Genomic DNA, 11432 nt, shown 5'->3' with positions numbered 1-11432 from the left:
TAACACGACGTCCGACAGCGTGGTTGACGTGATGACCAGTTACCTGTCCCACCGCTGCCGAAGCCGGGCGGTCGGTACCCGAGGAGGAATCGTTGTCGAACAAGGCTGCTGTCTTGTTCCGTGTCGTCGCGGTCGCCGAGGCGTTTTCCTGGGCGGGCCTGCTGATCGGCATGTTCTTCAAGTACGTCGTGGAACTCGGTGAGGGCGGCGTGCCGGTGCTGGGCATGGTGCACGGCGTGCTGTTCGCGCTCTACGTGATCGTCACGCTCGCGGTGGCCCGTCAGCTGCGATGGCGCCCCGCGACGCTCGTCGTCGCACTGCTCGCGGCCGTTCCCCCGCTGTTCACCTGGCTGTTCGAGCGGTGGGCGCTGCGCAGGGGCAAACTCGACGGCCCGCAGCGGCTGCGCTACGGCGGTACCGGCCTCATCGTCGCAGAGGGCAGCGGCAGGGAGTACGCCAACACCGCGGGCGCCTGAGGCCTGAAGCACTCAGTCGACGAAGTCGCCCGCCGCCTTACGCACCTTGGTCAGCAGTTCGGTGAGCTGCTCGGTCTGCTTCGCGGTGAGGCCCTTCATGCCGAAGTCGATGGCGGTGACCGCTTTGGTCGCCTCCTCGCGGCGTTGCCTGCCTTCGTCGGTGATCTCCACCAGCGTGGTCCGCCGGTCCGTCGGGTGCGGGACCCGCTTGACGAGGCCGTCCTTCTCCAGCCGGTCGACGATGTTGGTGACGCTGGTGGGATGTAGCTGCAACCGCTCGCCCATCACTCGCATCGCCAGCGTCGAGCTGCGTGCGAAGGTCAACAGCACGAGCGCCTCGTAGCGTGCGAAGGTCAGCCCGTGGGGCTTCAGCGCGCCGTCGACGGCGGACTGCAGGATCTGCTGGACCCGCATCAGACCGGTGACGGCTGCCATGGTTGTCGAGGGCCCGATGCGCTCCTCCCACAGCTGCGCCGCGCGCGCGATCGGGTCGAACGGCAACGGACGGTTCATGGGCCTCGAAGTTAGCAGCGATCGTCGGCAAGCTGGGGGCGGGTCGGGCCTCGACTCCGCACCGTCGGCGCGTCTACGGAGGAACCATGATCGTGGCATTCAGTGTCAGCCCGTCGGCAACGGACACCGGGGCGGGGGTGAGCGAGGCGGTCGCCCGCGCCGTGCGGGTGGTGCGGGAGTCGGGGCTGCCCAACGAGACCAATGCGATGTTCACCAACGTCGAGGGCGAGTGGGACGAGGTGATGGACGTCGTCAAGCGGGCCGTGCAGGCGGCGGGCGAGGGGGCCTCGCGGGTGAGTCTGGTGCTCAAGGCCGACATCAGGCCCGGCCACACCGGCCAGCTCGGCGCGAAGGTGGACCGTGTCGAGCAGCGGCTGAACGAGTCCTGACGGGTGCGCGGTGGTGGCCGAACGCCGCCACGCGGTCACGAGCGGCGACCTGCGATGAACTGGCGCGGCGTCCGTGCCAGGATGGAGCCGTGACACAGCCACGCGGATCAGCCAACTCACCAGCCGTGTCCGCCGCGCTCTCCGGAGCCGTCGATCTCTCCGGGCTCAAGGCGCGCGCCGACGCGGCACGACAGCAGCCGAGTCAGGGCGGCGGGCAGCAGAGCCAGGGCGGCCGACCCGCCGCGGGTGCAGCGGTCATCGACGTCACCGAGGCGACGTTCCAGGCCGAAGTCGTGGAACGCTCGCTGCAGCAGCTTGTCGTCGTCGATCTGTGGGCGGACTGGTGCGGGCCGTGCAAGCAGCTCAGCCCGGTGCTGGAGAAGCTGGCCGCCGAGAGCAACGGCGCGTGGGTGCTGGCCAAGATCGACGTGGACGCCAACCCGCGGATCTCCCAGCTCTTCGGCGTGCAGTCCATTCCCACCGTCGTCGCGATCGCGGGCGGGCAGCCGGTGGACGCCTTCTCCGGCGCGCAGCCGGAGCCGCAGTTGCGGCAGTGGATCGGCCAGTTGCTGGAAGCGCTGCAGGACAAGCTGCCCGGTGTGCAGGCGGCGCAGCAGGAAGGCGGCGAGGAAGGCGAGCCAGGGCAGGACCCCCGCTTCGTGGAGGCGGAGGACGCCTTCGAGCGCGGTGACTTCGCCGCGGCCGAGGCCGCCTACCAGCGCATCCTTGACAGCGAGCCGGGTAACGAGCAGGCGAAGGCGGCGCTGGTGCAGGTGCGCTTCGCCGCACGCGCCGCCGACACGGACCCCTCCGCGGTCGCCAGGGCCGACGCTGCCCCCGACGACCTCGAAGCCCAGTTCGCCGCCGCCGACCACGAGGTGGCGGTCGGGCAGGTGGAAAGCGGTTTCGGCAGGCTCGTGGCCGCTGTGCGCCGCACGGCGGGCGATGACCGCAACCGGGTGCGCGAGCACCTGGTGGGGCTGTTCGAACTGTTCGACCCCGCCGACGAGCGCGTGATCAAGGCGCGCCGGGACCTGGCGAGCGCGCTGTACTGAGTCTCCTACCGGCCCCGCGCGCAGCCTTGCTCGCCCCGGGCGCCGGGGCGAGCAAGGCCCGGCGGGGTCAGTTGTAGCTGCGGGTGCAGACCTGTGAGCCCTGCAGGTAGCCCTGCCTGAGCGACTCCACCCTGGCGAAACCGTTGGCGACCCGATGCCCGTTGAGGTCGGCGGCGATGAGACTGCGGGGTTGCAGCAGTTCGGCGATGGCCTCGTCGAGGTCACCCGGCGAGAGCCGCAGCACGTTGTCGTGGTCGTCGCCGCTGATCGCGCCCGCCCACGCCCCGACGAGGCAGGACGTGCGCAGCCCCGCGTTGGCGTTGTCGACCGACGCGCCGACCCCGTGCTGAATGCCCTGTACGTATCGCGAGGCGATCTCGGCGAACGCGGCGAAGTCACCGAGTCCGCCGTCGGACTCGGTACCCCTGAACTCGGCCTCCCTGTCGATCGGCTGTCCGAAGTCGGCCAGCGTTGCCAGGTCGATGCTGACCGTGTTGCCTTCCGGGCAGTAGGAGGCGGGCGCGGTGTCGGGACCGTCGGGGCAGGAACCACCGTCGTCGACGATCTTCGGGGTCTCCACCTGCGCCCCAGCGAAGGCCTGGTCGAGGCTGCGCTGCAGCAACGCCACGGTCTCCTCGCTGATCCGCAGGTCGCCACCGCTGGAGTCGTTGGGGTCGAACGGCTGCTCGGTGATCCGCGAGTCCACCTCGGCCTGGTCGATGTCGGCGCACTTCAGCGCGCCCTGCTCGAAGCCGAGCTGGAAGGCGTAGGTGCGGTCGAACGCGGTGCCGTGCGCGCTGGCCTCCGCGGCCGACTGGCCCGGTTCGTCACGGATGAAGAACAGCGACGCCATCACCTGGTTGAGCCCCTCGGAGGTGGAAACGGTGAAGTACTTGCTGTTGTCCTCGGCCATCCAACGGAAGTACGCCCCGGTGAAGCAGTCGGCCTGCTGCTCCTTCACGATCGTGGAGGTCTGCTCGTCGATCCCGGCGCGCTCGCCGAGCCGGTACTGCACCGCGTGCCCGTACTCGTGGCCGAGCACGGTGACGATCGCCATCGGCCCGAACCGCTCGCGAAGCAGCGGCAGCAGCATGCTCCTGTCCCATGCGACGAGGTCCTCGGGAGGGCAGTAGAACGCGTTCATGGCGGCGTCGGCCGTGGTGGCCCCGCACACCTCGATCTCGTCGGCCTCGGGGTCGTACGACAGCAGGGAGCGCACCGGCCGGAACTGCTGCCCGAAATGTCTCGGGAACAGCTGGGTCCAGTAGTCGCTGACGTCCGCGATCGCGGCCACGGCGACCTTGTCCTCCTGGCTGCCTGAGACGTTGCGCACCGCCAGCCGGGGTGTGGGTGCGTTCGGTTTGAACCCGCTCTCGAAGTGAGTGACCGGTAGTCCCGCGATGTCGCCGACGGTCTGCAGCTTGCCAGGGGTCTCGGTGCCGCATGCCGTGGCCAGCAGCGCCACGGTGGCGACGGTGGCTACAGCGGCGGTGACGAAAGTGGTTCTCCACGGGCGCGACGCGCCACGTCCCCCAATGCGGTTCATGGCGGCACACTACCGAACGCGGCCGCCCGGCTATCGTCGATCAGCATGAGAGCAGTCCGCCGGTTCACCGTGCGCGCGAGCGTGCCAGAGGAGTTGACGGGCCTGACGGCATTGGCGACCAATTTGCGATGGACGTGGCACCCGCCGACGCGAGACTTGTTCGCCTCCATGGACGACGCGCTGTTTCGACGTATCCGTGACCCGCTGCGGATGCTGACGGCCGTACCCGCAGGCAGGCTGCGGGAGTTGGCTGCCGACGAGTCGTTCCTGGCCAAGACCCGGAAGGCGACCCAGGATCTGCACCGCTACCTCACCGAGCCGCGCTGGTACCAGCGCAGGGCCGCGGATCGGGCGCAGCGGGGCGACCCCGACGACATCGACACCGACCCCGAGGAGCGCTTCCCCGCCGCTGTCGCCTATTTCTCGATGGAGTTCGGGGTGCACGAGGCGCTGCCGAACTACTCAGGCGGGCTGGGTGTGCTGGCAGGCGATCACCTCAAGGCGGCCTCGGACCTCGGTGTGCCGATGATCGGTGTCGGCCCGCTGTACCGGGCGGGCTATTTCCGGCAGTCGCTTTCGCTGGACGGCTGGCAGGTCGAGCACTACCCGGTGATCGACCCGAGCGGATTGCCGCTGGAACTGCTCACCGAGCCGTCCGGCGAGCCGGTGTTCGTGCACGTCGCGATGCCGGGTGGCAGGGACCTGCACGCGCAGATCTGGCTCGGGCGGGTGGGCAGGGTGCCGCTGTTGCTGCTGGACACCGACGTCGACGGCAACGACGACGACCTGCGTGGCGTCACCGACCGGCTCTACGGCGGTGACGCCGATCACCGCATCCGCCAGGAGATCCTCGCCGGCATCGGCGGCATGCGCGCGGTGCGCCGCTACTGCGAGCTGACCGGGCATCCGCAGCCGGAGGTGTTCCACACCAACGAGGGCCACGCGGGCTTTCTCGGCCTGGAACGGGCACGCGAGGTGCTCGCAGAGGGCTCACTCACCCTCGACGAGGCTCTGCCCGCCGTGCGCGCGGGCACCGTGTTCACCACCCACACCCCCGTCTCGGCGGGCATCGACCGGTTTCCCGTCGACCTGGTGCAGCACTACTTCGGCGACGGCAGGCTGCTGCCGGGTGTCGACGTGCGCAGGGTGCTGGCGCTCGGCGCGGAGGACAACCCCGGCATGTTCAACATGGCGCACATGGGGCTGCGGCTGGCGCAGCGGGCCAACGGCGTGTCCGCGCTGCACGGCCGGGTGTCGCGGCGGATGTTCTCGAAGCTGTGGCCCGGTTTCGACACCGAGGAGGTGCCGCTGCGCTCGGTCACCAACGGTGTGCACGGGCCGACGTGGGTGGCGCGCGAGATGAGCGCGCTGCTCGGCGGCAGCGACGAGGAGTGGGGGCACGACGGCGACGCCTCCGGCATCGACAGCAGCGTGACCGACGAGCAACTGTGGGCACTGCGCCGGGAACTGCGCGGAAACCTGATCGCGGAGGTGCGCCGCAGGGCGCGCGACGCCTGGCTGCAGCGGGGGGCTTCGGCACTGGAACTGGGCTGGACGGAGCGGATCTTCGACCCCGATGTGCTCACCGTCGGATTCGCAAGGCGAGTGCCCACCTACAAGCGGCTGACGCTGATGCTGCGCGATCCGGAACGGCTGCGGGCGCTGTTGCTGGACGAGCGGCGCCCGATCCAGATCGTGGTCGCCGGGAAGTCGCACCCGGCCGACGAGGGCGGAAAGGCGCTCATCCAGCAGATCGTTCGGTTCGTGGACGACCCGGCGGTGCGGGAGCGGATGGTGTTCCTGCCCGACTACGGCATGTCGATGGCGCGCTATCTCTACCGCGGTTGCGACGTGTGGTTGAACAACCCGACCCGGCCGCTGGAGGCATGCGGCACATCCGGCATGAAGGCGGCGCTGAACGGGTGTCTCAACCTTTCCATCAGGGACGGCTGGTGGGACGAGTACTACGACGGCAGCAACGGGTGGGCCATCCCGACCGCCGACGGTGTCACCGACCCGTTGCTGCGTGACGATCTCGAGGCCGCGGCTCTCTACGACCTGCTGGGCCAGCAGATCGCGCCGCTGTTCTACGACCGCGACGAAAGCGGGGTGCCGCGCGGCTGGCTGTCGATGATCTGGCACACCCTGCGCACGCTCGGCCCGAGCGTGCAGGCATCGCGAATGGTGCGCGAGTACGTCGACTCCTACTACCTGCCCGCCGCCGCCAAGGTGCGGGCGGCCACCGAGCACGACTACGCGGGTGCCCGCTCGCTCGCCGCCTACCGCACCAGGCTCGACACCCACTGGCCGCGGGTGCGCATCGCCGACACCGAGCTGGCGGTGGAGGGCGAGTCGCTGGTCGTGGGCGAGGAGGTGACCGTGCGCGCCAAGGTGGACCTCGCCGGGCTCGACGATTCCGAAGTGGAGGTCCAGGCCGTCGTCGGCAGGGTCGGCGACACCGACGATCTGCTCGACACGGTGACGGTGCCGATGCGGCCGCGGGGCAGGGGAGAGTTCGCCACGAGGCTGCGGCTGCCGCACGCGGGTTCGCTGGGCTACACGGTGCGGGTGCTGCCGAAGCACCGGCTGCTGGCCAGTCCCGTCGAGCTCGGCAAGGTGGTGCCCGCCTAACCTAACCAGGCCCATCGCCCGGCGCGCGGGCCAGTCGGTGACAATGGCCGGGTGAACGACGTGGTGGCTGCGGACGACCTTGCCGATCTCGTGATCCACGCCAGCGGGGTGGAGGTGCGGCGTGGCGGCAACAAGCTACTCGCCGACCTCGACTGGGCGGTCGAGTTGGACGAGCGTTGGGTGGTGCTCGGCCCCAACGGCGCGGGCAAGACCACCCTGCTGCGGCTGGCCGCCGCCGAGTTGCATCCCACGAGCGGGACGGTGCACGTGCTCGGCGAACAGCTCGGCCGCGTCAACGTCTTCGACCTGCGCACGCGGATCGGGTTCACCTCGGCGGCCGTCCACGGCCGGGTGCCACCGCAGGAGCGGGTGCGAGACGTCGTGCTCAGCGCGGGCTATGCCGTGCTCGGCCGCTGGAAGGAATCCTACGACCGGATGGACACCGACCGCGCCGACGAACTGCTCGCCACACTGGGCATCAGCCACCTGGCGGAGCGTGCCTTCGGCACCCTGTCCGAGGGCGAACGCAAGCGCACCCTGATCGCCAGGTCGTTGATGACCGACCCGGAGTTGCTGCTGCTCGACGAGCCGGCGGCGGGCCTGGACCTCGGCGGCAGGGAGGATCTGGTGGCACGGTTGTCGGCGCTGGCGCTGGACGCCGACGCGCCCGCGATGGTGCTGGTCACCCACCACGTCGAGGAGATCCCGCCCGGCTTCACCCACGCGCTGCTGCTCTCGCAGGGACGGGCGGTCGCCTCCGGACTGCTCGACGATGTGCTGACCAGCGAGAACCTTTCCGAGACCTTCGGGCAGGACCTGGTGCTGCAGCGGTCCGGCGACAGGTTCTTCGCCCGGCGCCGGTAACGGGTTCTACCGCCCGGTAACCTTTGTGAGGCTGACGAGGTAAGGAGGCAGCGTGGGCGAGTTCGTACGCCTCGAGGTCGAGGCTGGCATCGGCACGATCCGGCTGGACCGGCCGCCGGTCAACGCGCTGAACAACCAGGTGCAGGCCGAGCTCGGCGAGGTCGCGGCCGAGGCGAGCAGCCGGGCGGACGTCCGTGCCGTCGTGCTGTACGGCGGCGAGAAGACCTTCGCGGGCGGTGCGGACATCAAGGAGATGGCTGCCAAGTCCTACGCCGAGATGGTGGCCTTCGGCACCGCGCTGTCGGCCTCGCTGACCGCGCTCGCCGAGATCCCCAAGCCAACGGTCGCCGCGATCACCGGCTACGCGCTCGGCGGTGGCCTCGAGCTCGCGCTGACCGCCGACCGCAGGATCGCGGGAGACAACGTGAAGGTGGGCCAGCCCGAGATCGGGCTCGGCATCATTCCGGGGGCGGGCGGCACCCAGCGGTTGCCGAGGCTCATCGGTCCGAGCAAGGCCAAGGACCTGATCTACACCGGACGGTTCGTCGAGGCGGCCGAGGCGCTCGAACTGGGCATCGTTGACCAGGTGGTCGCGCCCGACGATGTCTACTCCACCGCGCACTCCTGGGCCGCGCAGTTCGCCAACGGTCCCGCCGTGGCGCTGCGTGCAGCCAAGGCCGCTATCGACGGCGGACTCGACACCGACCTTCGCACCGGGCTGAAGCTGGAGACCAGCCTGTTCACGGGGTTGTGGGCAACCGAGGACCAGGCGGCCGGTATGCGGTCGTTCATCGAGAACGGCCCGGGCAAGGCCACCTTCGAAGGGAAGTAACCGACGTGACCCAGGTGTCCGACCCCGCGCCCAACCCGCACGCCAGTGCCGAGGAGGTGCGTGCGGCCTTCGACGATCCCAAGCTCGCCAACGTGCTGTACCACGACTGGGAGGCGGGCACCTACGACGAGAAGTGGTCGATCTCCTACGACGAGCGCTGCATCTCCTACGCCACCGAGGTGTTCGAGGCGGTCGCGGGCACGGCGGGCCAGCCCTACCCGACCGCGATGGAACTGGGTAGCGGCACCGGGTTCTTCCTGCTCAACCTGATGCAGGGTGGGGTGATCAAGAAGGGGTACGTGACCGACCTCTCGCCCGGCATGGTGGAGGTCGCGCTGCGCAACGCCCGCAACCTAGGGCTCGACGTCGAAGGCAGGGTGGCCGACGCCGAACGCATCCCCTACCCCGACGACAGCTTCGACCTCGTCGTCGGGCACGCCGTACTGCACCACATCCCCGACGTGACCGCGGCGTTGGGTGAGGTGCTGCGGGTGCTCAAGCCGGGCGGCAGGTTCGTGTTCGCGGGAGAACCCACCCGCATCGGCGACTTCTACGCGCGCAGGTTGGGTCAGCTCACCTGGTGGCTCACCACCAACCTGACCAAGCTGCCCGCGCTGAGCGGTTGGCGGCGGCCGCAGGAGGAACTGGACGAGTCCTCCCGTGCCGCCGCGCTCGAGGCGGTGGTGGACCTGCACACGTTCGACCCGGCCGAGCTGGAGCGCACGGCGCTGGCCGCGGGTGCGGTGTACGTGCGGGCGGTGACCGACGAGTTCAGCGCGGCGCTGGTCGGCTGGCCGATCCGCACGTTCGAGGCAGCGGTGCCGCCGCAGCGGCTCACCGTGCGGTGGCGGTTGTTCGCCTACCACCTGTGGTTGCGGCTTTCGGCGCTGGACCGGAAACTGCTGGCGCGGGTGCTGCCGCGCTCGCTGTTCTACAACGTGATGCTCACCGGTACCAAGCCGCCCGCGCCGACGGAACTGTAGTTGCCCTACGCCTTCTCGCTCGACGACGTCGCCTTCCTCCGCTCGCCCGAGGGCGAACGGGCGGTCGGCGCCTGCGAGGGGCTGGAGTTGACCGGCGAAAGCATGCTCAGCGACGTCGCCACCGCGCGGCGGGCGGTGGGTGAGCGTTACGCCGCCGTGCTGGAGACGGTGCTGCTGCGAAGGAAGGCGCACCGAAAACTCGGCGGCGCGGCGCGGTGGCTGTTCACCGAGGACGCGCTGCAACAGGCCACCCCCACCGCGGTGGCCGAGTACCGCGCCGGTCGCCTCGCGGGCCGGGACGTGCACGACGTGACGTGCTCGATCGGGGCGGACCTGGTGTGGCTGGCGAGGTCGGCGAGCCGCTGCGTGGGTTCGGACATCGATGCCGTCCGGCTGGCGATGGCGGGCCACAACTGCGCGGTCGAGGCGGTCGATCCGCTGCTGGCACGGGCCGACGCGCTGGCCCCGGCGACCAGGGGCTGCGTCGTGGTGGCCGATCCGGCCCGCCGGGACGTGGCAGGCAGGCGCACCTGGAGGCCGAGGGACTTCGTGCCCGCGTTGGACGAGCTGGCTTCGGTGTACGCGGGTGCGGACCTGGCGGTGAAGACCGCGCCGGGCATCGACCCCGCCGCGGTGCCGTGGGCGGCCGAGGTGGAGCTGATCTCCCTCGACGGCCAGGTCCGCGAGGCGTGCCTGTGGAGCGCGGGCCTCGCGTCGGCCTCGCGCAGGGCGACGGTGCTGCGCTCGGACGGCACCCGCTGGTCCGTCACCGACGCCGACCCCGACGACGCCGTTGTCGCCGAGCCGGGGGAATGGATCATCGATCCGGACGGTGCCGTGGTACGGGCCGGGCTGGTACGCCACTACGCTGCCCGTCACGGGCTGTGGCAACTCGACGAGCGCATCGCCTACCTCAGCGGCGACGAACCGCCGCCCGGCGTGCGTGCCTTCCGGGTGCTGGAGTTCGAGGGCTACAGCGAGAAGACGCTGCGCGCGACGCTGCGCAGGCACCAGGTGGGCAGGGTGGAGATCCTGGTGCGCGGCCTGGACATCGACCCGAACGTGCTGCGTCGCAGACTCAAGCCGCACGGCCCGAACGAGGCCAGCGTGGTGCTGACCCGGATCGGCCGGTCGCCGGTGGCGTTCTTCTGCCGCGCCGAGCGGATACCGGCCACGTAGCCGCCGCGAGACCGGCGATTATATCGATGTCAATCGATTGACGGGGCGGTCGCCGGCGTTAGATCATGGGGTCATGACGACCGCCGCGACCGACTCGTCGCTGCTTGCCGACCGCGAGGCCGCGACCTACGCGCAGTGGTTCGCCTGCCTGGGCGAGCCGACGCGGGTCCGCCTGCTGCACGCCGTCGCGGTGGCGCCGGGCGGGACCACCGTCGGCGCGCTCACCGAGTCGCTCGGCATCAGCCAGTCCACCTGCTCCCACCACGTCCGAAAGCTCGCCGACGTCGGATTCCTTCGGCTGCACAAGGAGGGGACCACGACGAGGGTGACGATCAACGAGGCGTGCTGCACCGGGCTGCCGCACGCCGCCGACGTGGTGATGGGCATGCTCGCCCGCCCGTGCTGCCCGGAGGACGTGCCCGACGACGTGCTCGTGCGCGCGCTGCGACCCGCCGACTGGCCCGCCGTACGCGACATCTACGCGGAGGGCATCGCCACCGGCGTGGCGACCTTCGAGACCTCGGTGCCGAGCGCGGAGCGGCTGGACGCGGCCTGGCTGCCCGGCCACCGCTGGGTGGCCGAGATCGGCGGCGAGGTGGTCGGCTGGACCGCGCTGCGGCCGGTGTCGGACCGGGAGTGCTACGCCGGGGTCGCGGAGAGTTCGGTCTACGTCGGTGCGGCCTACCGGGGCAGGGGAGTCGGCAAGTCGCTGCTGCGCACCCAGGTGGTCGAGGCCGACCGCGCCGGGCTGTGGACGTTGCAGACCTCGGTGTTCACCGAGAACCGCGCGAGCATCGGCCTGCACCACAGCGCGGGCTACCGCACCGTCGGTATCCGGGAACGCATCGCCGAGCGCGACGGCGTCTGGCACGACACCGTGCTGCTGGAACGCCGAGCCGACAGCGTCAACGCCACCTGTACCCGAACCCCCGACTGTGACTGCGACTAGCGCGAGTCCCCCTCC

At 70.5% G+C, this 11432-nt stretch carries 11 protein-coding genes; 9 read left to right on the top strand and 2 right to left on the bottom strand.

The window, feature by feature from the left end:
• The first annotated feature begins 92 nt into the window (after positions 1-92).
• On the top strand, positions 93-476 hold the full coding sequence (locus tag SACMADRAFT_RS19175) for a DUF3817 domain-containing protein (RefSeq protein WP_009155495.1): 384 nt from the start codon (positions 93-95) through the stop codon (positions 474-476).
• A gap of 12 nt (positions 477-488) precedes the next feature.
• Here the strand turns inward: SACMADRAFT_RS19175 and SACMADRAFT_RS19170 are convergent, their stop codons facing one another.
• On the bottom strand, positions 489-989 hold the full coding sequence (locus tag SACMADRAFT_RS19170; protein WP_009155494.1) for a MarR family winged helix-turn-helix transcriptional regulator: 501 nt from the start codon (positions 987-989) through the stop codon (positions 489-491).
• 86 nt (positions 990-1075) lie between these two features.
• On the opposite strand from SACMADRAFT_RS19170, the gene SACMADRAFT_RS19165 reads away from it, so the two are divergent.
• Both SACMADRAFT_RS19165 and trxA read left to right on the top strand, forming a co-directional pair.
• Positions 1076-1378, top strand: a complete 303-nt coding sequence (locus tag SACMADRAFT_RS19165; RefSeq protein WP_009155493.1) for a thiamine-binding protein — start codon at positions 1076-1078, stop codon at positions 1376-1378.
• 125 nt (positions 1379-1503) lie between these two features.
• Complete coding sequence (trxA, locus tag SACMADRAFT_RS19160; protein WP_040925780.1) at positions 1504-2433, top strand: thioredoxin; 930 nt, start codon at positions 1504-1506, stop codon at positions 2431-2433.
• Between the two features lie 67 nt (positions 2434-2500).
• Here the strand turns inward: trxA and SACMADRAFT_RS19155 are convergent, their stop codons facing one another.
• On the bottom strand, positions 2501-3979 hold the full coding sequence (locus tag SACMADRAFT_RS19155; protein WP_009155491.1) for a neutral zinc metallopeptidase: 1479 nt from the start codon (positions 3977-3979) through the stop codon (positions 2501-2503).
• A gap of 45 nt (positions 3980-4024) precedes the next feature.
• On the opposite strand from SACMADRAFT_RS19155, the gene glgP reads away from it, so the two are divergent.
• The 6 genes from glgP (at position 4025) to SACMADRAFT_RS19125 (ending at position 11417) form a co-directional block, all read left to right on the top strand.
• Positions 4025-6610 (top strand): alpha-glucan family phosphorylase, encoded by a 2586-nt coding sequence (gene glgP / locus SACMADRAFT_RS19150; RefSeq protein ID WP_009155490.1) that lies wholly within the window; start codon positions 4025-4027, stop codon positions 6608-6610.
• A gap of 51 nt (positions 6611-6661) precedes the next feature.
• The gene (locus SACMADRAFT_RS19145) at positions 6662-7474 is read left to right on the top strand and encodes an ABC transporter ATP-binding protein (RefSeq protein WP_009155489.1); all 813 of its coding nucleotides are present in this window, start codon (positions 6662-6664) and stop codon (positions 7472-7474) included.
• A gap of 52 nt (positions 7475-7526) precedes the next feature.
• Positions 7527-8306 (top strand): enoyl-CoA hydratase/isomerase family protein, encoded by a 780-nt coding sequence (locus SACMADRAFT_RS19140; RefSeq protein WP_009155488.1) that lies wholly within the window; start codon positions 7527-7529, stop codon positions 8304-8306.
• Positions 8307-8311: 5 nt separating this feature from the next.
• Positions 8312-9289, top strand: a complete 978-nt coding sequence (locus SACMADRAFT_RS19135; RefSeq protein WP_009155487.1) for a class I SAM-dependent methyltransferase — start codon at positions 8312-8314, stop codon at positions 9287-9289.
• The gene (locus SACMADRAFT_RS19130) at positions 9290-10468 is read left to right on the top strand and encodes a THUMP-like domain-containing protein (RefSeq protein ID WP_009155486.1); all 1179 of its coding nucleotides are present in this window, start codon (positions 9290-9292) and stop codon (positions 10466-10468) included.
• 73 nt (positions 10469-10541) lie between these two features.
• Positions 10542-11417 (top strand): helix-turn-helix domain-containing GNAT family N-acetyltransferase, encoded by an 876-nt coding sequence (locus tag SACMADRAFT_RS19125; RefSeq protein WP_009155485.1) that lies wholly within the window; start codon positions 10542-10544, stop codon positions 11415-11417.
• Positions 11418-11432: the final 15 nt, after the last annotated feature.

This window comes from Saccharomonospora marina XMU15, from assembly GCF_000244955.1.
GTDB classification, from domain to species: Bacteria; Actinomycetota; Actinomycetes; order Mycobacteriales; family Pseudonocardiaceae; genus Saccharomonospora_A; species Saccharomonospora_A marina.
The sequence above is the reverse complement of the archived record's forward strand: the minus strand, read 5'-3'. Positions and strand labels throughout refer to the sequence as shown.

What these genes read in the sequence shown, in the direction of transcription:
- SACMADRAFT_RS19170 (WP_009155494.1), bottom strand. Translation starts at nt 989, where the DNA reads ATGAACCGTCCGTTGCCGTTCGACCCGATCGCGCGCGCGGCGCAGCTG.
- SACMADRAFT_RS19165 (WP_009155493.1), top strand. Translation starts at nt 1,076, where the DNA reads ATGATCGTGGCATTCAGTGTCAGCCCGTCGGCAACGGACACCGGGGCG.
- SACMADRAFT_RS19155 (WP_009155491.1), bottom strand. Translation starts at nt 3,979, where the DNA reads ATGAACCGCATTGGGGGACGTGGCGCGTCGCGCCCGTGGAGAACCACT.
- glgP (WP_009155490.1), top strand. Translation starts at nt 4,025, where the DNA reads ATGAGAGCAGTCCGCCGGTTCACCGTGCGCGCGAGCGTGCCAGAGGAG.
- SACMADRAFT_RS19125 (WP_009155485.1), top strand. Translation starts at nt 10,542, where the DNA reads ATGACGACCGCCGCGACCGACTCGTCGCTGCTTGCCGACCGCGAGGCC.